The 21,013-nt window shown below is 29.5% G+C and carries 20 protein-coding genes; 14 read left to right on the top strand and 6 right to left on the bottom strand.

The features are described 5' to 3' along the window. Positions 1-80: 80 nt before the first annotated feature. From AQ1689_RS01225 to AQ1689_RS01205, 5 genes are all read left to right on the top strand, one after another. Entirely contained in the window at positions 81-290 is a 210-nt protein-coding gene (locus AQ1689_RS01225) for a hypothetical protein (protein ID WP_101954933.1), read from the top strand. A 61-nt stretch (positions 291-351) separates the two neighbouring features. After that, entirely contained in the window at positions 352-1,188 is an 837-nt protein-coding gene (locus AQ1689_RS01220; RefSeq protein WP_101954932.1) for a GLPGLI family protein, read from the top strand. Further along, positions 1,188-3,821, top strand: a complete 2,634-nt coding sequence (locus tag AQ1689_RS01215) for a TonB-dependent receptor (protein WP_101954931.1) — start codon at positions 1,188-1,190, stop codon at positions 3,819-3,821. Before AQ1689_RS01220 ends, AQ1689_RS01215 begins: the two co-directional genes overlap by 1 nt. A 142-nt stretch (positions 3,822-3,963) precedes the next feature. After that, complete coding sequence (locus AQ1689_RS01210; protein WP_101954930.1) at positions 3,964-4,653, top strand: hypothetical protein; 690 nt, start codon at positions 3,964-3,966, stop codon at positions 4,651-4,653. A 54-nt stretch (positions 4,654-4,707) separates the two neighbouring features. Further along, positions 4,708-6,570 (top strand): tetratricopeptide repeat-containing sensor histidine kinase, encoded by a 1,863-nt coding sequence (locus tag AQ1689_RS01205; protein WP_101954929.1) that lies wholly within the window; start codon positions 4,708-4,710, stop codon positions 6,568-6,570. Here AQ1689_RS01205 and AQ1689_RS01200 read toward each other — a convergent pair. After that, positions 6,567-7,061: a metallophosphoesterase family protein gene (locus tag AQ1689_RS01200; protein ID WP_101954928.1), complete on the bottom strand. Its 495-nt coding sequence runs from the start codon at positions 7,059-7,061 to the stop codon at positions 6,567-6,569. The two genes, AQ1689_RS01205 and AQ1689_RS01200, sit on opposite strands and share 4 nt — an antisense overlap. Before the next feature lie 261 nt (positions 7,062-7,322). On the opposite strand from AQ1689_RS01200, the gene truA reads away from it, so the two are divergent. From truA to AQ1689_RS01185, 3 genes are all read left to right on the top strand, one after another. Next, entirely contained in the window at positions 7,323-8,057 is a 735-nt protein-coding gene (gene truA, locus AQ1689_RS01195; protein ID WP_101916138.1) for a tRNA pseudouridine(38-40) synthase TruA, read from the top strand. A 29-nt stretch (positions 8,058-8,086) separates the two neighbouring features. Next, complete coding sequence (locus tag AQ1689_RS01190; protein WP_232122559.1) at positions 8,087-9,823, top strand: ABC transporter ATP-binding protein; 1,737 nt, start codon at positions 8,087-8,089, stop codon at positions 9,821-9,823. A 69-nt stretch (positions 9,824-9,892) separates the two neighbouring features. Then, positions 9,893-10,381 carry a hypothetical protein gene (locus AQ1689_RS01185; RefSeq protein ID WP_101954926.1) on the top strand — a complete coding sequence of 163 codons (489 nt, stop codon included), beginning with the start codon at positions 9,893-9,895 and terminating at the stop codon, positions 10,379-10,381. Positions 10,382-10,441: 60 nt separating this feature from the next. On the opposite strand, the gene cdaA is transcribed toward AQ1689_RS01185, so the two are convergent. Both cdaA and folP read right to left on the bottom strand, forming a co-directional pair. Continuing rightward, positions 10,442-11,224: a diadenylate cyclase CdaA gene (cdaA, locus tag AQ1689_RS01180; RefSeq protein WP_058884397.1), complete on the bottom strand. Its 783-nt coding sequence runs from the start codon at positions 11,222-11,224 to the stop codon at positions 10,442-10,444. A 45-nt stretch (positions 11,225-11,269) separates the two neighbouring features. Continuing rightward, positions 11,270-12,091 carry a dihydropteroate synthase gene (folP, locus tag AQ1689_RS01175; protein ID WP_101954925.1) on the bottom strand — a complete coding sequence of 274 codons (822 nt, stop codon included), beginning with the start codon at positions 12,089-12,091 and terminating at the stop codon, positions 11,270-11,272. Between the two features lie 122 nt (positions 12,092-12,213). Here folP and AQ1689_RS01170 point away from each other — a divergent pair, with 122 nt between their 5' ends. The 4 genes from AQ1689_RS01170 to AQ1689_RS01155 all read left to right on the top strand — a co-directional run bounded on the left by AQ1689_RS01170 (position 12,214) and on the right by AQ1689_RS01155 (position 14,938). Further along, entirely contained in the window at positions 12,214-12,759 is a 546-nt protein-coding gene (locus AQ1689_RS01170) for a DUF1599 domain-containing protein (RefSeq protein WP_058884395.1), read from the top strand. A 17-nt stretch (positions 12,760-12,776) separates the two neighbouring features. Continuing rightward, on the top strand, positions 12,777-13,754 hold the full coding sequence (locus tag AQ1689_RS01165) for a DoxX family protein (RefSeq protein WP_101954924.1): 978 nt from the start codon (positions 12,777-12,779) through the stop codon (positions 13,752-13,754). Positions 13,755-13,836: 82 nt separating this feature from the next. Continuing rightward, positions 13,837-14,208, top strand: coding sequence for a fluoride efflux transporter CrcB (gene crcB, locus AQ1689_RS01160; protein ID WP_058884393.1), 372 nt, complete (start codon positions 13,837-13,839; stop codon positions 14,206-14,208). Between the two features lie 25 nt (positions 14,209-14,233). Beyond that, positions 14,234-14,938: a crotonase/enoyl-CoA hydratase family protein gene (locus tag AQ1689_RS01155; RefSeq protein ID WP_101954923.1), complete on the top strand. Its 705-nt coding sequence runs from the start codon at positions 14,234-14,236 to the stop codon at positions 14,936-14,938. A 767-nt stretch (positions 14,939-15,705) separates the two neighbouring features. On the opposite strand, the gene AQ1689_RS01150 is transcribed toward AQ1689_RS01155, so the two are convergent. After that, positions 15,706-17,646: an oleate hydratase gene (locus AQ1689_RS01150; RefSeq protein ID WP_101954922.1), complete on the bottom strand. Its 1,941-nt coding sequence runs from the start codon at positions 17,644-17,646 to the stop codon at positions 15,706-15,708. 368 nt (positions 17,647-18,014) lie between these two features. Then, positions 18,015-18,893, bottom strand: coding sequence for a helix-turn-helix domain-containing protein (locus tag AQ1689_RS01145; protein WP_101916144.1), 879 nt, complete (start codon positions 18,891-18,893; stop codon positions 18,015-18,017). A gap of 170 nt (positions 18,894-19,063) precedes the next feature. Between AQ1689_RS01145 and AQ1689_RS01140 the strand changes: the two genes are divergently transcribed. Then, complete coding sequence (locus AQ1689_RS01140; protein ID WP_101954921.1) at positions 19,064-19,468, top strand: DoxX family protein; 405 nt, start codon at positions 19,064-19,066, stop codon at positions 19,466-19,468. Between the two features lie 52 nt (positions 19,469-19,520). On the opposite strand, the gene AQ1689_RS01135 is transcribed toward AQ1689_RS01140, so the two are convergent. Continuing rightward, positions 19,521-20,126, bottom strand: coding sequence for a DUF1684 domain-containing protein (locus tag AQ1689_RS01135; protein ID WP_101916146.1), 606 nt, complete (start codon positions 20,124-20,126; stop codon positions 19,521-19,523). 446 nt (positions 20,127-20,572) lie between these two features. Here AQ1689_RS01135 and AQ1689_RS01130 point away from each other — a divergent pair, with 446 nt between their 5' ends. Then, complete coding sequence (locus AQ1689_RS01130) at positions 20,573-20,803, top strand: hypothetical protein (protein ID WP_058884388.1); 231 nt, start codon at positions 20,573-20,575, stop codon at positions 20,801-20,803. The last annotated feature ends 210 nt before the right edge of the window (positions 20,804-21,013 follow it).

The raw sequence follows: 21,013 nt of genomic DNA, 5'->3' as shown, positions 1-21,013 counted from the left end.
AATTGGATGAATACCAAAAATGGGAATATTTCCCAAACCAGCTTTTTTGAAGTTAGAAAATTTCATAAAAAAGAAAAATTATGAAAAGTTTATTTTTAGGGTTAGCATTTTTATTAGCATCATTTAGTGGTACTACTGATGTTGAAAAAACAGTAGCAGAAGAATTTATTTGTAGTCATTGGGTTGAAGTCAACGTTGAATGTGATAACAGTTTCTCCTTATACATTGATGATCAAACAACTACAGAAGTTCTTGAAGATGCTTGGCATTTCTCTCAAGGAAGATGTTAATCACTTACTTTTTTGTGTACACAAATTAATTTGTGCATACATTTAATAAAATCATTTAGATATGAAACAAATTTTAAAAATATTATTTTTCTATTTATTTACGAGCAACGTTATTGGACAAATTCAAATTAAGGGTAATATGAGTTTTCCTCCTATCGAATATAATGCAGAAAAATTAGAACAAACTAAACAAAACATTTATTATAATTATACATATGTTTCAAACCCTAAAAAAACAGAAAAAACAAAGTCTTCTTTAACCGTACTCCAAATTGGTCAAAATTGGTCAAAATTTACAGATTTTAATACTTTAAAAAAAGATTCTATAGAAGAAAAATTTAGCTACTATAAAAATTTAGGCGCAGTTGAATTAAATAAATTACTCGCTATGAGGGCGAAAATAGGGTTTAAAAAAAATATTTTTAAAGAGTTAAAAGATAATTCCTTAACAATTCAAAGTAAAATTTACAAAAAAAATTATGAGTATAAAGAAAAGATATCAAATTTAAGTTGGAAACTTGTAAACGATAATAAAACAATTTTAAATTATAAAGTAAAAAAAGCAGTAGTAAATTATGGTGGTAGAAAATGGATCGCTTGGTACACTGAAGAAATACCTATTAATTTAGGTCCTTATGTTTTTGGGAATTTACCTGGTCTAATTTTAGAATTATATGATGATAAAAAAAACTTCCATTTTATAGCTATTGGTATAGATAATAAACAAAAAGAAATTTATAAGACAATTAAAAAAAATACAATAAAAACATCAAAAGAAAACTTTTTTAAAGCTGAAAGAAATTTTCATGAAAAACCTGAAAATTTTATCACAGGAACTATTAGAGGTAGTGCAAATTTTAAAAAAATACCATACAACCCAATAGAAATTATTGATTAATGAAGTTATTTATAAGTTTTGGTATATTTTTTCTTTTTTCAATTTTTAGTTTTTCTCAAAGCATAATTAATGGTAAGTTAAAAACTATAAAAGGTAAATCAATTTATGCTACTAGCATAACGATAAAAGAAATAAACACAGATACTATTTTAAACTATAGTATTTCTAATAATAAAGGAGAGTTTTCTATTTCGATAAATACAAACAAAGAAAAATTACAACTCAATATCAGGTCAATGGGTTTTAAAAATGTTACCAAAATTATTGAAAATAAATCTCAAACTTTAAATTTTGTTTTAGAAGAAGAAATAACCGAGTTAAAAGAAGTTATTATAAAATCTTTACCTATTACTCGTAAAGGCGATACTATAAATTATTCTGTAAGTTCATTTTCTAAACAAGAGGATAGAAGTATTGCAGATGTTTTAAAAAATATGCCTGGTATTGAAGTTTTAGATAATGGAAAAATATTATATCAGGGTAAGCCTATTAATAAATATTACATTGAAGGTTTAGATTTATTAGAAGGTAAATACAATTTAGCAAACAAAAATTTACCCTATAAAGAAGTAACTAAAGTTCAGGTTTTAGAAAACCATCAACCTATAAAAATGTTGGACAGCTTGGTCTATTCAGACCAAGCAGCTATAAATATAAAACTTAAAAGCAATTACACTTTTACAGGTCAAGCAGAAATTGGTAGTGGATTATCTCCTTTACTTTGGGACTCCAATATAACTCCTATGCTGTTTTCAAAGAAAAAACAAATGTTAAGTTCTTATCAATTTAATAATACTGGAAACGATGTGGCTTCACAGTTAAAATCTTTGACTGTTGATGATTTATTAGAACAATTTGAAAGTAATAATGAAAAACAAGATTGGTTATCTATTCAAAAACTTCAAACACCTAATTTTTCAGAAAAACGTTGGTTAGATAATAACATTCATCTAATTACTAGTAATTATTTACAAAAATTAAAAAACGATTATGAATTGCGATTAAATGTATCTTACATTAATGATTATCAACAACAAAATGGAGTTACAAACACTCAATTTTTCACATCAAATGACAGTATTAATTTATTTGAGCAGAAATATAACCAACTTTATACAAATACTTTAGAAACCAACCTAACACTTCAAAAGAATACTAATAATTTTTTTTTTAAAAACAGCTTACAATTTCAAGGGTTTTGGGATAGTCAACAAGGCAATATTCAACTAAATAATGATGATATTAATCAAAATTTAAGTAATAGATATTTTAAACTATCAAATAAATTTAAAACTCTATTCTCAATTGGTAAACAAATTGCTTCATTAAATTCTTATATAGGATTTAATAAAACACCACAATCATTAACTATTAACCCAGGTCCGTTTAACGACTTATTAAATAATGGTAATGCTTATGAAAAAGTTATTCAAAATGTTGAACTTAATACGTTTTATACTAATAACTCTTTAGATTTCACAAAAGGTTGGAAACAATTCAGTTTTAGCCCTAAAGTTGGTTTTCAGTTTGAACAGCAAGATTTAAAAAGTGAAATTTTAACATCAAATACAAATCAAATCTCAGATTTTGAAAATAATTTAGATTGGAGACGTGCCAAATTGTATTTTAATTTAAAAACACAATATAAAAAAGATAAATGGAGAATGGAATTGACAACGCCAGTTAATTTTCACAACTACCAATTAGAAGATAAACCTTTACTGCGAAATCAAAACCTAAATCGATTAACTTTTGAACCACGCTTCTCTTTAAATTATGATATTACTAATTTTTGGCGTATTGCTTCATCAGCCAGTTTTAGCAATCAATTTGGGACTATCAATCAAGTATATTATAATTACATCTTGCTAAATTATAGAAATATACAACGTATAGACGCACCTTTACCTGAAAAACAAACTATTAATTATGCTGCATTTATCGGTTATAGAAACCCTATTAATGCTTTATTTTTAAATTTGACTTATTCAAATACAATAACAAACAATAACTTACTTTACAATACACAGGTTCTAAATAATGGTGCAATTGAGTTTCAAGCTATTGAGCAAGATAATAAAAGACAATCTCATAATTTTTCTACTAAAGCGAGTAAATATATTAGTTCAATAAACACAAATATAACTATGAGTACCAATTATAGTTTACAATATTTTCAGCAAATTTTGAATTCTGAAACAACAGATATTTCTAATCAAAACTGGGGTTTCAACGCAAAGGTAGACATAGATATTACTGATTGGTTAAATACAGAATTAACATCTACTTTTCAATTTTCAAACAATCAAATCCAAGAACAAAAAAATCAAACAATAACTCAACAATTTCATAAATTAAATGTAAACATTTACCCAAAAAAAAATCAATACTTAAGTTTAAAAACCGAAATTATCAAAAATAATTTATTCTCTGAAGCTACCAAAAACTTATTTACAGATTTAGTTTATCGCTATACTTGGAAAAAGAAAAACATTGATTTTGAAATTCAATGGAATAATCTTTTTAATACAGAAAATTATAGAACTGTAAATATTAATAATTTTAGTTACTTGGAATCTAATATTATTTTAAGACCTTCACAGGTATTGTTTAAGGCTAGGTTTTCATTATAATAATTTTGGAGTTAAAGGCAGCGACCAACACCCTATAAAAAAAATCAAGAGAATTTTTAAGAGATAAAGCAAGTATTACTAAACAAGGAGTAACTTTAAAATTACTAAAAAAAATAAACTAACACCAAATAAATAATAAATTATGATTAAGACAACCCAATTATTAGTAGCTTCAATTTTAGCTTTAACAGCTTGCACTTCTAACCAAACAGAAGTTCCTAGCGCAGTACAACAAAAATTATTAGAATCTTACAGTCTTAAAAGAGATGCAAACGGCGCCTATTCTATCGATTTAAAAACAACAAATTATACCGACGTAACTAGTCTTAAAAATAGCGAAAATGCTAATGAAATTATTTTATCGGAAGCAAGCAATAAAACGACTAAGAAATACAGTAATGATTTTTTAATAGAAAATGAGCAGTTAGTTATTGGTTTTTTAGATGCTAATAAAGGAAATAGAAAAAAAATAACTATTGAAGACCAAAATAGTAACCTTGCTAAAAGAAACATTACCGAATTTTTAAATTCTTATAGTGTTACCGAAAATAACGATGGTACTTATTTACTTTCTTTTAAAGTAAACAACAATGTTGCTACAACATTTACCTATAATCAAGAAATAGCAACCTACGAAGTTCATTTATCTAAAGGAAATACGACTAAAAAAGATTTCTCAGAAACGATTGCTCTTTCAGCTAATCAAAACACTTTAAGAATAGATTTTGTAAATCATAAATATTCAGCAATTAAAGGAATTACCAGTTCTCGTAAAGCTATGGAAGCTTATGGTAGAAAACCAAGAATTATAATTGTAAATGGTAATGAATAATTTTCTTATATAAAAGACGTATTTTTGAGCTAATTACTCTTAAATTATTTTCATTTGAAAAATGATATTCAAAAGATTCTAAAAACAAAACTATTAGTTAGTTGGTTAATTCTGTTTATTTCTTGTAATCTAATTGCAAACATTAATAAATATGCTCCTTTAGAACAGTCTTTTAGTACTCAAAATGATAGTCCTCTAAAAGTAGTTTATCAAAAAATATTAAAAGAATATAATAAAGGAGCATATATTTCTTCCTTGAAAAGTGGTTTTTTACTGTTTCAAAAAAGCAAAAAAAATAAAAACCACAAATTTACCTATTTAACAGCTATGCTAATAGCCGATATATACGATAAAACAAACAACTACAACAAATCATTAGAGTATTATAAAATAGCCCTTCATTTTCTTGAGAAAAACAACAATTCTTTTTCTCAAGAAAATGAAATTTTAGCTACAAAAGCTATTTCAGCTGAAATTTATTTAAGAATTGGCAGCGCTTATCAAAAAAATTACAGCACTCAATTAAAAAAGAATAAAGAAAAAGCAAACACGAGTAAAGATTCTGCTATTTTTTTTTATAATAAACTACAGAAGCTTGACTTTGTCAGCGAAAAAAACTTAAAAAACAAGGCGCTTTCTTATATTAATTTATCGGGGATTTATCAGCAAGATTCTCTTTTCGAAAAAGCAAAATTTTTTGCCATAAAAGCGATTACAATTCATCAAAAAAGAAATGATAACGTAAAACAAGCAATATCATTAAATAGCCTAGCTAATATTTATTTGTCTTTAAATCAATTCAAAAAAGCTAAGAACACCTACCTAGAAGCTATTGGGTTAATACAAGATAATAACAGCCCTGTAGCGGTTAAACATAAATCTACATTATACTACAACTTGGCATGGGCTATGCGAAATTTAAAAGATTATAAAGCCTACGATTATCAAGAATTATCATACGATATTCAAGACAATCAACGAGAGAAAGAAGTTCGAAGTATTATTCAAGAAATAACCGTAAAACACAAAGAAACTTTAGAACAACAAAAAGTAAACTTAGTTACAGAACAACGAAAACTTGTAGAAGCGAAAGACAATAAAACAACCTGGTTATTTGGTGCTTTAAGCTTATTGGTTATCATTATATCGGCAGGTATTGTGTATAATTACAAACTCCGTCAAAAAAACTTACAACTAAAACTTTCTGAAAATAATTTACGAGAACAACAGGCTATTGAAAAAATAAAATCAGAAACACAAACAAAAATATTAAACGCTACTATTGATGCTAAAGAATCTGAACGAAAACAAATAGCCGAAATTTTACACGACAATGTAAGCGCCTTATTATCATCGGCAAATATGCACTTAGGTGCCTCAAAAAAACAATTTAAAGGCAGTATTCCTCTTGAAATTGAAAAAACACAAGGAATTATTTTAGAAGCCTCTGAAAAAGTTAGAGATTTATCGCACAATCTTATTTCTTCTATTTTATTGAAATTCGGTTTGGAATATGCTTTAAAAGATGTTGCTAAAAAATATTCTAACTGTCAATTACAGTTTGATGTTTCTGCTCAAAATATTGATAGATATCAGCAAGATTTTGAAATGAAAATATATAATATTGTTCAAGAACTTATCAATAATATTCTAAAACACAGTGAAGCTAGCTATGCGCAAATAATTATAAAACAAGATAATGATGCGCTAAATATATTTATTAATGATGATGGAATTGGTTTTTCTATAGTTAATTCGGCAATTAATAACGGCATCGGTTTAAAGCAAATATCGGCAAGAATTGAAATGATGAAAGGTACATTTATCATCAAATCGGATAAAAATAAAGGCACGAAAATAACGATTATTGTACCAATTAAACATAAAGAAACATTTGATTTTTCATCAATAACTTAGCGCTTAGCTAATTCTATAACTTCCATGTTTTTTATTTCTCCTTTATCTAACTCAAACCTTAACATGGTTCTTACTTTATGAAAACCATGCTTTCCTGCTGCTCCTGGATTTAAATGTAATAAATTAAATTTCTGGTCGTATTGCACTTTTAAAATATGCGAATGCCCGCTGATAAATATTTTTGGGGATTTTTTCTGCAACGCCTCCCTCACTCTAGGTTTATAAGCATTCGGATAACCACCTATATGCGTAATCCAAACTGAAACACCTTCAACAGTAAATTTATCATCTAACGGAAATTCTGCTCTGGCATTGTTATCATCAATATTACCGTAAACTGCTTGTAAAGGTTTGTATTCTTTTATGGTATCGGTAACTTTTAAATCGCCAATATCGCCGGCATGCCAAACCTGATCGGCTTGTTTTACAAATTTTAATATTTGATCGTCAATATAACTATGAGTGTCAGAAAGTAGCAGTATTTTTTTCATCAGAACAAAACTAATCAATGTGATGTGAATTTTATGCTATTTTCTTACATTTTGAAAGTAGCACAAATGCCTAGCCCCGATTGAAGCATTTGTTTGAGCTCCTTTTTTTGATTTTTCTTCAAAAAAAGAGCGAGTGTGGAAAGCGGGAAATTGCTTCAAAAAATAATTATCTAAAATAAAAATTCTGTAGATATTTATTCGAATAGCCTTAACAACTCAAGCTATTATTTCATAATTTAGCCACTTAAATTTTGTAGTTTTTTGAGATATTTTATTGAATTAGCGTATAAAGGAAAAAATTATCATGGTTGGCAAATACAACCTGATGCAGTTTCGGTACAAGAAAAAATAAACAAGGCAATTAGCACTGTTTTAAGAGAAAATATAAGCATTACAGGCGCAGGAAGAACAGATGCTGGCGTGCATGCTTCACAAATGTTTGCGCATTTTGATACCGATGTGGTTTTAACTAATAAATTTGCCTTCCGATTAAATGCACTTTTACCTGATGATATTGTAATTTTTAACTGTAAATTAGTGCACAATGATGCACATACTCGTTTTGATGCAAGTAGCAGAAGTTATGAATACAAAATTTGGCTTGGCAGAAACCCGTTTTCATTAGATACTTCTTGGCAATTATACAATCAGAAATTGGATGTTGATTTGATGAACCAAGCGGCAGCAATTTTATATGAACATGAAGATTTTGAGTGTTTTTCGAAGGTAAAATCGGACGTGCATACTTTTAATTGCGATGTTACCAATGCCATCTGGGAGTTAAAAGGCAATGAATTGACGTTTCATATTAGCGCAAATCGGTTTTTAAGAAACATGGTGCGTGCTATTGTGGGTACTTTAATTGATATTGGTACAGGCAAAACAACAATTGATGATTTTCATAAAATTATCGCTAGTAAAAACAGAAGCAACGCAGGAACATCGGTTCCCGCAAAAGGATTATTTTTAACAAAAGTAGTATACCCCTATATATAGTGAGTAAAAAAACAGGAAAAGCGTTCGATATGAAAATTTTTGTAAGACTGATGAGTTTTGCAAAACGGTATCGTGTACGATTTATTATAGCAGCAAGTTCTACCATACTTTTAGCAATATTTGCAGTACTCAGCCCCGTTATTTTAATGATGGCTATTGATGATTTTGTAACCCATAAAGATTTAACTCGATTATTGTACTATACAATAGCGATGTTAGTTACTTTATGGGTGCAGGTTTTATTTCAGTTCAGCTTTATTTACTACGCCAATTGGGTGGGGCAACATATTATTAGAGATATTAGAAGCAAAACATTTCGAAAAATTTTATCTTTTAAAATGAGTTATTTTGATAATTCATCGGTTGGTAAATTAGTAACTCGTGTAGTGTCAGATATTGAAACTATTGCGAATTTCTTTTCGCAAGGGGTTTTTATGATTATTAGCGATCTTTTAAAAATGGTGGTTGTAATTATTGTAATGCTATACACTAATTGGAGGTTAGCACTTATTGCATTGGCAACTTTACCTATTTTAATTTATGCTACAAAAATATTTCAAATAGCGATTAAATCTACTTTTCAGGATGTTCGAAATCAAGTAGCAAACCTCAACGGATTTGTGCAAGAAAGAGTTACAGGAATGAAAATTGTACAGCTTTTTAATCGTGAGAAAATAGAATATCAAAACTTTGTTGGCATCAATGATAAACATAAAAAAGCCTATATAAAAACGGTTTGGTACTACTCTATTTTTTTTCCAATTGCCGAAATATTATCGTCAATAGCTATTAGTTTAATCGTTTGGTACGGCGGATTGCAAGTTATTGCAGATAATACTGTTTCTGTTGCTGCCATTATTGGTTTTATAAAAATGGCACAAATGTTATTTAGACCACTACGTCAAATTGCTGATAAATTTAATCAACTACAAATGGGAATTGTAGCTGGCGAACGTGTTTTTGATATTATTGATACCAAAAGTTCAATAACCAAAAGCGGCACCATTACTACAGATACTTTAGAAGGAAATATTTCTTTTAAAGATGTACATTTTAGCTATATTAAAGGAGAAGAAATTTTAAAAGGTATTTCTTTTGATGTTCAAAAAGGACAAACCATTGCCATTGTTGGTGCTACTGGTGCAGGAAAGTCAACTATTATCAATTTAATCAATCGTTTTTATGAAATAGATAGCGGTACTATTTACTTAGATAATATACCTGTTCAAGAGTATGAAATTAATGCGTTGCGAGAAAAAATTGCCGTTGTTTTACAAGATGTATTTTTATTTTCTGATACTATTTTTAATAATATCTCTTTAAAAAGCAAACATATTTCTTTGGATGAAGTAAAACAAGCGGCAAAACAAATTGGTATTCATGAGTTTATTATGAGTTTGCCTAATGGTTATTCTTATAATGTGAAAGAACGTGGCGGAATGCTATCATCAGGACAACGTCAATTAATTGCTTTTTTACGAGCTTATGTTAGCAAACCAAGTATTTTAATTTTAGATGAAGCAACTTCTTCTGTTGATACACATTCCGAAAAAATGATTCAATATGCTACGGATAAAATCACCAAAAACAGAACATCAATAGTCATTGCCCACAGATTAGCAACTATAAAAAAGGCAGATACTATTATTGTAATGGACAAAGGCGAAATTGTTGAAAAAGGTAGCCATGCCGAGTTACTAAACAAAAAAGATGGCTACTACAAAAATTTATATAAAAAACAGTTTAAAACTGAAATTACTTCGTAATTAGTTTGTTTACAAAGCACAATAGAATACATTTGCCCTATCAATCTATAAACTAAAAATCATAATACGATGAAAAAAGTAATTTTAACTATCTCTGTTGCTGCTTCTTTATTAGCAACTTCTTGTAAAAAAGCTGCTGAAGCTAAAGATGCAACTGTTGAAGCTGCTGCTAAAGCTGCTGATGCAACAAAAGATGCTGCTACAAAAGCTGCTCATGCAACTACTAACGCTGCAACAAAAGCTGTTGATGCTACTACTGATGCTGCAACAAAGGCTGTTAATGCTGCTACCGAAGCTGTAACCTCTAAACTTGCTGGAGTTTCAATTCCTGCATTTAAAGATCCTAAAGTTGCTGAACACTTAAATAACTATGCTTCTTACGCAAACGATTATATCGCTGCTAAAGGTGATGTTTTAAAGAATGCTTCATTAGCTAAAAAAGGTGTTGAATTAGCTGCTAAAGGAAAAGAAATTGTTTCTTCTTTAGATGCTGAAGGTGTTAAAAAATATAACGGTGTTATGAACGCTATTATGGCTAAAATGGCTCCTGCTAAATAATTTTAAATTTTCGTACAAATTAAAAGCTCGCAATTTGCGAGCTTTTTTTGTGTTATATTTTTAAGTAGTTAAATCATTTTGAAGCTTTATTAGTAAATTTTCTAATGTTTTATACAATACAAATTCACCGTTATTTATATACGATATTTCGCCAGTTTCTTCCGATACTAACAAACAAATAGCATCTGTTTTTTCAGTTACACCAATTGCTGCTCTATGACGCAAACCAAAACGAGCGGGTAATTTAGTGCTTGCCGAAATAGGTAAAACCACCCGAGTTGCTACAATAAAATTATCTCTAATTACGGTAGCCCCATCATGCAGCGGACTATTTTTATAAAAAATACTTTCTAAAATAGCCTCGTTTACTAGCGCATTCATTTGATCGCCTGTATTTACGATAAAATCAAGATTATTTGTTTTTTCGATAACAATTAAAGCGCCTGTTTTAGTTTTTGCCATACTAATACACGCATTTAAAATTGTTTTAATATCCGTTTCTGAATTAATTTCGGCCTTTAAAAATGTCAGTTGATTTAAAAAACCTCTTTTAGTCGAAAAATTAGTCGTTCCTATCATCAATAAAAATTTTCTAATCTCTTGCTGAAAAACAATAATTAAAGCAATGACTCCTCCCGATAATAAATAGCCCAAAATACCGCTCAACATTTCCATGTGAAGCGCTTGCGTTATTTGCCAAATCACAAAAATTAAAGTAATACCGATAACGATATTTACAGCAACCGTTCCTTTTAATAACTTGTAAATATAATATAGTAACACCGCTACTAAAATAATATCGAGCAGGTCAAGAAACGAAAAATCAATAAAATCTAAATTCATTAATTATAGTGTTTTTAGTAAATGTACTCCTTTTAAAACACGTAACTACTGCACTTGCTTTACAATTTTTACTGCTTCTACTGCTTGTTTTACATCATGAACTCTTAAAATATTAGTTCCGTTTAACAAAGCAATGGTATTTGCTACCGTTGTCGCATTTAAAGCATCGGCAGGTAAAATATCTAATAATTTATACAACATCGATTTTCTAGAAATACCTGTTAAAATAGGCACTTCTAAACTTTCAAATAGCGATAATTTTTGTAATAATTCATAATTATGTGCGGTTGTTTTTCCAAAACCAAAGCCGACATCAATAATAACATCGTTTACTTTTAAAGCGCGAAGTTTTGCTAATTGTGTTGCAAAAAACAAGATTACTTCTTTTACAATATCAGTATAAACAGGGTTTAATTGCATATTTTGAGGCGTTCCTTGCATGTGCATCATAATATAAGGCACTTGTAATTTTGCTACAGTTTCAAACATTTTGGCATCTAAAACACCGCCAGAAATATCATTTATAAGTGCCGCCCCTGCTTGCACAGACTGTTTTGCAACCTCACTTCTAAAGGTATCTACAGAAATAATTATTTCAGGAAAAGTACGCACTAATAATTTTATTACAGGAATAATTCGAGCTAGTTCTTCTATTTCGGATACCTGCTTTGCCCCTGGCTTTGATGAATACGCACCAACATCAATAAAAGTAGCGCCATCGGCTAGCATTTTAGCGGTTTGACTCAAAATAGCTTGTTCATCCTTGTATTTTCCTCCATCAAAAAAAGAATCGGGTGTTACATTTAAAATCCCCATTACTTTAGGAATCGTGAAGTCTATTAAATTTCCTTTGCAATTAATTGTCATCATCATTAATTATAAATCTTCGTTATAAAACTCCAACTTTTAACGTTAAAATTTTCAAAAGTAAAAATAAGAAAAGCCTGTAATATTTATTACTTTTGAAGCATTACTTTTAAATAAAAAAGATGCAGCACACCTCTGAACAATATGACGTAGTAGTAGATCAATGTAGAAGTTTGTTTATCAAAAAGATGAGCGATTACGGAAGCGCTTGGCGAATTTTAAGACTTCCTTCATTAACCGACCAAATTTTTATCAAAGCACAGCGTATTCGTCAATTACAAGAAAATACCCAACGAAAAGTTGATGAAGGTGAAAAACCAGAATTTATAGGTATTATTAATTATTCGATAATGGCACTTATTCAATTAGAATTAGGCGTTGTTCAGCAGCCCGATTTAAACACCAATCAGGCAACTATTTTATATGATAAACACCTGAAAATCACCAAAGAATTAATGGAAAACAAAAACCATGATTACGGTGAAGCTTGGCGAGAAATGCGAATTTCATCATTAACCGATTTAATTCTTCAAAAATTACTTCGTGTAAAACAAATTGAAGATAACAAAGGAAAAACCTTAGTTTCTGAAGGAATTGACGCAAATTACCAAGACATGATTAATTATGCTATTTTTGCATTGATTCATCATTCAGAGTCAAACAGTTAAACTTAAACCCTTAAAAAATGATATTAAAACTTTTAACACATGTTTCAAGAATATTAATCGGTCTTTTATTTATCTATTCCGGATTCGTAAAATTAGTAGACCCTATTGGTTCTCAATATAAATTTCAAGAATATTTTAGCGAAGACGTCTTAAATTTAGAATTTTTAATTCCCTACACCCTACCTTTTTCAATTTTATTAATTGTTGTTGAATTGGTTTTAGGTGTTATGTTATTGGTGGGTTACAAACCTAAATTTACCGTTTGGAGTATTTTTAGTTTAAACCTAGTGTTCTTATTTTTAACCTGGTATTCATACGTGTACAACAAGGTAACCGATTGCGGTTGTTTTGGAGATGCCTTAAAATTAACACCCAAAGAAACCTTCTATAAAAACGTGGTTTTTATGGTTTTTATTATCATTTTAATTATTGGTTTAAAATATATAAAACCGCTTATTTCAATCAAAGTAAGCGCTTTATTCACTGCTATAGCCCTGTTCTTTTCATTAGGAATTACCTATCATGTATTGCATCATCTACCAATTATTGATTTTAGAGCCTACGCTATAGGAAAAGATATTGCCAAAGGAATGGAATACCAAGAAGGTAGCGATGATGTGCCGCCAATTCATGATTTTATGATTGAAACTGATGATGGTGATTTATTAGAAAGTATGTTAAAAAAAGACAAAGCAATGCTTGTTTTAATGTATAATTTTGATAAAACTGAAAAACAAGGAATTGCAGCCGTATCAAAAGCCGCTGCAAAAGCAAAGGAAAATGGTTATGAAATTTATGTATTAACAGCCTCATATATTGAAGATTTAGCGGCTACTCAAAAAGAACTTAACCTGCCATATACCTTCGGTTTTTGTGATGAAACTGCTTTAAAAACAGTCATCAGAGCCAACCCAGGAATTGTTACCGTTGAAAAAGGTGTTATCGCAGGGAAATGGAATTGGACAGATGCTCAAGATGTTACTCTAAAAGAATAATATTTTATCGCTATATTTTAAAACTATTTTTACAATATAAAACCTCGCTAAAATGGCGAGGTTTTCTTATTTTAGCAATACTATGAAACAATTACTACTCGTTTTTATGGGCGGTGGCCTTGGAAGTGTTTTACGATTTTTAATCGGAAAATTTTTAAATAACCCCCAAACAGGAATTCCGTACGGCACCTTTACAGCAAATATTTTAGGAAGTTTACTGATCGGTTTTATTTTAGGATTCGCCGCTAAAAATAACACATTAACCCAAAATCACACCTTATTATTAGCCACAGGTTTTTGTGGTGGTTTTACCACATTTTCGAGCTTTGCTTATGAAAATCATGTCTTTTTAAAAGCAGGCGATTTTACAACCTTTGCCTTTTATACCGTTGCCAGTTTTATCCTGGGTTTTTTAGCCGTTTTCGCAGGAATATTTTTAACTAAATTCATTTAATTTTCACTAAAAAATATATTTTATTATGAGCGCATTGATTGACTATACATCCGAAGAAAATTACGTAATTATTACCCTTAATAATGGTAAAGTAAACGCCATATCGCACGAAGTAATCGATTCATTAAACCAATTACTAGATAAAGCCGAAACCCAAAAAAAAGTAGTTATTTTAACAGGACAACCAGGTGTTTTTTCGGCAGGATACGATTTAAAAAGCATGACTACCTCGCCCGAATCAGCTTTAAAACTGGTTACAAAAGGCTCAAAATTATCACATAGAATGCTATCGTTTCCTACGCCAATTATTACCGCCTGTACTGGGCATGCTATTGCAAAAGGTGCATTTTTACTACTTTCTGCCGATTACCGATTAGGCGCTGAAGGAAATTTTAAAATAGGATTTAACGAAGTATTAATAGGCATGACTATGCACAATGCAGGGGTTCAAATTGCCAAAGGTCGCTTAACGCCTAATTATGTAAATCGCAGTGTAAATAATGCTGAAATGTACAGTCCCAAAGATGCTGTTACCGCAGGGTTTCTAGACAAAATAGTTCCTGAAAATCAGGTGTTGCCAACAGCGATTAAAATTGCAGAAATGTTTGCTAAATTAAACCTAAAAGCACATCATCAAACCAAATTAAAGGTTAGAAAAACAGCTTTAAGATCTTTAAAAAAAGCGATTAAAAAAGATGTAGAAAACGGCTTAAATCCACCATCAAAATAAAAAATACGTTTTAATAATTTTTAAAAACCCATCGCAATTTCAAAAATGTGATGGGTTTTTAGTTTAAAAGTAATCTTGTAAAAAAACAAAAATTATTTGAAGCAATTTCCCGCTTTCCGCACTCGCTTTTTTTTGAAGAAAAATCAAAAAAAGAGCTCAAACAAAGCGTCAATCGGGGCTAGGCATTTAGTATATTAAACTTTATTTTTTAACTAAAATTGAATAAACCTGTTCAAATTCTCGATACTATTTTAATTCCTTTTAGTCATTAAAATCACTCGAATTGACAAGAATCATCAAAAACAACTGTCAGTTCGAGTGTTTTTTTCCTTCAAAAAAATGTATCGAGAACTTTTTAAATATCTAAAGAAAACAATTCAAATTCTCGATACTATTTTAATTCCTTTTAGTCATTAAAATCACTCGAATTGACAAGAATCATCAAAAATAACTGTCAGTTCGAGTGTTTTTTTCCTTCAAAAAAATGTATCGAGAACTTTTTTAGTATCAAAAGAAAACAATCAAATTCTCGATACTATTTTAATTCCAGACCTCACAGGTTTTAAAAACCTGTGAGGTCTATTTTTTCTAGTAAATTACTAGCAATTTATAAAAACTGCTAGCGCAAGCATCTTGCTTGTGCCGACTGCCGACAACCATAAAATATTCAAACATTTTTTTATACAGTACTAGCGTCAAGCTTTAAAATCACTCGAATTGACAAGGATTATCAAAAGATGAAACTTAAAACAGGCGCTAAAAATTAATTAAATACTTTTTGCCCAATGTTGCAATTTTTCAAATTGTTCCGCAATAAAAGATTCATGATGCTCTTCTGCTTCTTCTTGAATATCAACAGGTAAAATATGTTCAAAATAGGTGTCTTTTAGTACACGTTTTAAAATACGTTCTCCCGGAAAAGGTTTGTTATCATTTAAAGCTTTGGTGGCTTTTAATATTTGACGAATATCGTATTGAGTTGAAGCAATATCAGGTACTTGTTTGTTTGAATTTATCAATTTATAGACCGCTGTTCTTGCCGTTCTTACGGATGATTCTACGGTAAAAACAACATCATTATTCGTTTCTACAAATTGCCCGACAAGCCCTAAATTTTTACATCCGTTAGGTACAATTTGAGGTCTATCTCCAGTAGCTCTAGGTAAAAACATCGATGTAATATATGGCATAAAAGCAGTGCGAACAATGGTGTTTTCGATCACGCTTTCAAGTTGATTTTCTAATCCTAAATGAAAACATAATTCTGATAAAATTTCATTTCCTGTACAGCTAGGCATCGGTTTTTTAATATGATTTCCTTGTTTATCAATATATAAAGCGTACAGCCAAACCACTAAAATATCATCGGGCTGGGTTGGGTAATGCGGTTGGCGATTGATGGTAAAACTCATCAACCAATTAGAATCGGTAATGGTTACAATTCCTCCCGTGGCAGTTTTTCCTGAATATGGGTCGTTTACACAATATTCTTTGAATTTTTCGGTCAAATCGGAAGGGCGGCAGGTTAAAGTTGCCGATTGCCAAGCCGATTTTTCAATATTTTTGCAAAATTTTTCAGGATTTCCGAAATCAGGTGATTTTGAGGCTAAATTTTGCCATAATTTCCAACCGTCACTTTTTCCACTTTGGGTATTATCAATAGTTTCAATCGCTGGTTTTGTGTTATTTCCATACGATGTATCTTCAGTCATAGAACCTGTGGTTACAATTACATAATCATCTTTTGTTATAGGAATTACAACCTCTTTTCCGTTTTGTTCGGTGATAATTCCTTGTACAAGTTTGCCTTCTGTATTAATTCTGATGTCTAAATCTTTTACTAAAGTATCAAACTGAATGCTTACGCCTTTCGATTTTAAATGCTCTGTTAAAGGTTTTACAAAGGTATCATACTGATTGTATTTCGGAAAAACCAAGCAGGATAAATCTTTCATTCCATCAAGAGTATGTAAAAATCGGTGCATGTATAATTTACATTCTAATAAACTATGCCAGTTTTGAAAGGCAAACATCGTACGCCATAAAAACCAAAAATTACTCTGCAAAAACGACTCACTAAAATAATCTTCAATCGATAAATCGTTTAAATCTTCTTTGTTTTTCAATAATAATTTTACAATGGCTAATTGGTCTTTTTTATCTAAACCGAATTTGCTAAAATCTTGAACTTCTCCTTTATTATGAATTAATCGAGATTTTGAATAATTTGGGTCGTTGTCGTTTAACAAACGATATTCGTCTAAAACGCTATAAGGAGCAGGCATTTCAACGGCTGGAATATCTTGAAAAATATCCCATAAATTTTCATAGGTCATTTCCATTTCTCGCCCTCCTCTAATAATATAACCGTCATCGGCATTTCCTGCGCCGTCAAGCGAACCGCCTTCTACCGATAGTTTATCTAAAAAAACAATGTTTTCTGCCGAAAAATGTCCGTCTCTAATAAAATAATAAGCCGCCGATAAACCTGCAATTCCACTTCCTACAATATAAACTTTACTGTCTTTAAATGATTTTGAAGGAATCCCTTTATTTCGCTGATAATTTCCTGTTAAATCGGCAAAAGGCATCGGAATATCTTTTGAATGATGAACTATATCTTTACTAGCATCAGGAGCGTGATTTACATTTCCTAAAAAAGGAGAAACGCTTAATACTTTATCGAATTTTGAGCTATCTTTTTTCATTTCAGATCGTATTTAATTGACTGTTTAATTCTTTGTTATCCAAAGTTACCACTATCCTTAAATTAACTTGTGTCCCTAAATTCAGCAAAAGTGTCCTTAAATTATAAGTTGATTTTTTGTACTGTGTTTTAGTATGGTATGAAAAAGAAGTTGTTCTCTTTAGTTTATGTCGCTATTTTTATATCGAAGTAAAATATTTTATAAAATAGCACAATGCCTAGCCCCGATTGACGCTTTGTTTGAGCTCCTTTTTTGATTTTTTTCAAAAAAGAGCGAGTGCGGAAAGCGGGAAATTGCTTCAAAAAAAAGATAGTAAAAAAATAAAAAATCGAAGGTGTAAAAGTGTTTTTAGAACAAATATGAAGGGTTTATTTTTTAGTTTTTCGATATTCCGAAGCAGAAATAGCGGTTTGTCGTTTAAAAAATCGCCCGAAAGCCGAAATCGAATTAAATTGAAGCTGATAGGCTATTTCAGAAATTGCTAAAACAGGGTTTCCTAACAATACTAATGCCTCTTTCAGCAAGGCTTCTTCGATAATTTGATGTGGCGTTTTTCCTGCTATTTTCTTGGTAATTTCAATTAAATATTTATTAGAAATACACAGTTCACTAGCATAAAAAACAACCGATTTTTCTTGTAAAATATGCTCTTGCACTAATTTATTAAACCGTAAATAGGTATTTATTTTAACGTCTTTGTTTGCAATTATATTTGATGTAGTATGATGAATAATTTCGGCAATTTCTAGTAAAAGATTAAAAATTAAGGTTTGAATAAGCTCTTTGGTAAAATTCCCGTTACGCTGTTCTTTTTCTTTTAAATTATTGATAATATTTAATAAAACTCGCGTGTTTTGTTCAGATGTATTTACAACAGAATAGGAATTTTGTTGAAATAACGCCATTTTTTCGATAATAAATGGATCGGAAATATTGGTTAGTAAAAAATTCTTTTCAAAAAACACAATTTGAATTTTAAAATTAGTGCTTGCATTTAAAAAATGAACAATCGTAGAAGGCGCAGAACAAAAAATACTCCCCTTGCTTATTTTATAATTAATAGCATTAATTTCTAAATCAATTTCGCCATCTGTGCAAATGCAAAAGGCGTAATAATCCATGCGAAATGGGTTTTCAGGAAATTTAAAAATTGATTTTCCTGACGATATATAATACGAGTTATGACAATCAATATTAAAAAAAGAAAGGGTGTCTTGTAGATTTTCGTAATTTTTATGATTTTTCATTAATGTGTTTTATTGATTTTTTTCAATTTAAAAACAGCTTTTAAAAATAAACTATTTAAGAGCGATATTCTTACCTAAATTTATAAAAAACCAAGCAAATTCCAAAAATATAAATAAAAAAATGAATAATCATTCTTTTTTGTACCTTGCGCTATAAAATATATCTTATAATGACAAAAAAAAACCGATTTTGGAATGTATTAAAAATAATACTTGCCGTATTTATGATGTTTGGCGGAGTACAACATTTTATTAAACCGACTTTTTACTTACCTTTTGTTCCTACATTTTTACCCTTTCCGATCATGATTATTTATCTGTCAGGAATTTTAGAAATCGGCTTAGGAATATTATTATTTCTGAATACTAAATATGCTAAACTTGGCGCTTTAGGAATATTTTATTTGATGCTTTTATTTTTACCCGTTCATATTTGGGATGTGTTTTCTGCAACTCCTGCCATCGGTTCACATACCGCAGCGTTAATTCGATTGCCTTTTCAATTTTTATGTATCGCTTGGGCTTGGAAAATACACAAAGAAATTTCGAGTAGTATTGCTATCAAAAACAATTAAAAAAAATCGCCAAAAAGTAAAAATCATAAAAACGCTAAGTTCGAGTGATTTTTTACTTTTTATACGCCTTTACCCCTGCCTTTATTTCAATATCTAAATAATTATCTCTCGGTGTAATTGGGCAAGAATACCGATTACTATACGCACAATACGGATTGTAAGCTTGGTTAAAATCAATTAAAATTGTACCATTTTGAGTTTCATCGGTGGTTAAAATGTCAATAAAACGACCGCCTTGATAACTTGTTTTGCCATTGGTTTTATCTAAAAAAGGTAAAAACAAATTATTTTCATATTTTTTACTTGGTTTTGTATCTTTATAGATAGCGAGTTTAAAATTTTTATCAGCAATTTTAAATAAAATATTTCCATATTTTTTATAAACAACAACAGTCCCTTTTGTGGTTGGAAAATGAAAATTTGGAGCGTCGGGTGTTTTAACAATTTTTGCGGTTACTTTATAGGTTGTATCAATTTTGAAAAAATCTAACTCTTTAAATTTTCGCAACCCGCTTTTTGTTAAAGGCGATTTTGATGCATCTTTAAATTCTGAATTCATTTCTTTTTGAAAAGTAGAATTTCCAAGAAGTTTTCTTTTCTGTTTACTATTGCATGACTGAAGTGTAATTATGAAAATAACTAATAAAATTTTTTGCATTTATTTTTTAATTTTTAAGCTGAAACAAGCCATTTAATATGTAATTAACGCTTAAAATATTCATCAAAAAAGAATATTTTTAACGGTAGGTCAAAAATACTTTATTCTTGGCTATTTACAAGAGTCATAAAAGATTCTTAACAGGCAATTCACTGAAAACGTTAAAGTTCTATTAATAGATTTGGGAATTTCATAAATTTTTATTATATTTCACTTAAGAAAACTAGATCTTAAATTGATAAAAGAGAAAAAGTTAGCCTTTAATGAACTATATAAAGAAATTTTATAGATAAATAAAACAATTTGATTGTTTTATTATAGGTAAACAAAAAGATTAATATATATTTGTCGCCTATTTTAGTTTTTTAACCATTTTTGTTTAACAACAAAATCAATAACCAGGCTAAGATCTAAAAGATAATTTAATTAAAATAAGTAAGTATTTTATGAACTCAGAATTAATTAGTAAAGCAGACGAATTTGAACACAGAAAATTCAAGTTTATTACTACTAGTGATAGAATATTAGCTTCAAGAGAGGTGAAGTCTTTAATACTAGAAATTAACGAAGTATATAAAGAAACGAAAGATAGTGCTCTAATGGATGCTATGAAGCGATTAACTGTGGTAAAACAAAGAATTGAAAAACGATTAAAAGGAAAACCTTTAACTGCATAATTTATTACAACAATAAATCATGTATTTGCTCGTTTACAATAACGATGGAATGATTTTTTTTAATTATTATTCTTAATAATTTATATTCTCGATAAAAGTTCTAGTTTTAACTAGGGCTTTTTTTTGTTAAAAACAGTTTTAATAAAGCTCAGAAATTTAAGAGCTTATTTAAAACTCGAGTAATTTTTCCTCTTCAAATTACTTGAATTG

It is taken from the genome of Tenacibaculum finnmarkense (assembly GCF_900239185.1).
In the GTDB taxonomy this organism is placed as follows: Bacteria; Bacteroidota; Bacteroidia; order Flavobacteriales; family Flavobacteriaceae; genus Polaribacter; species Polaribacter finnmarkensis.
Note: the sequence above shows the minus strand (reverse complement) of the source record. Positions and strands in the feature narration are given on the sequence as shown.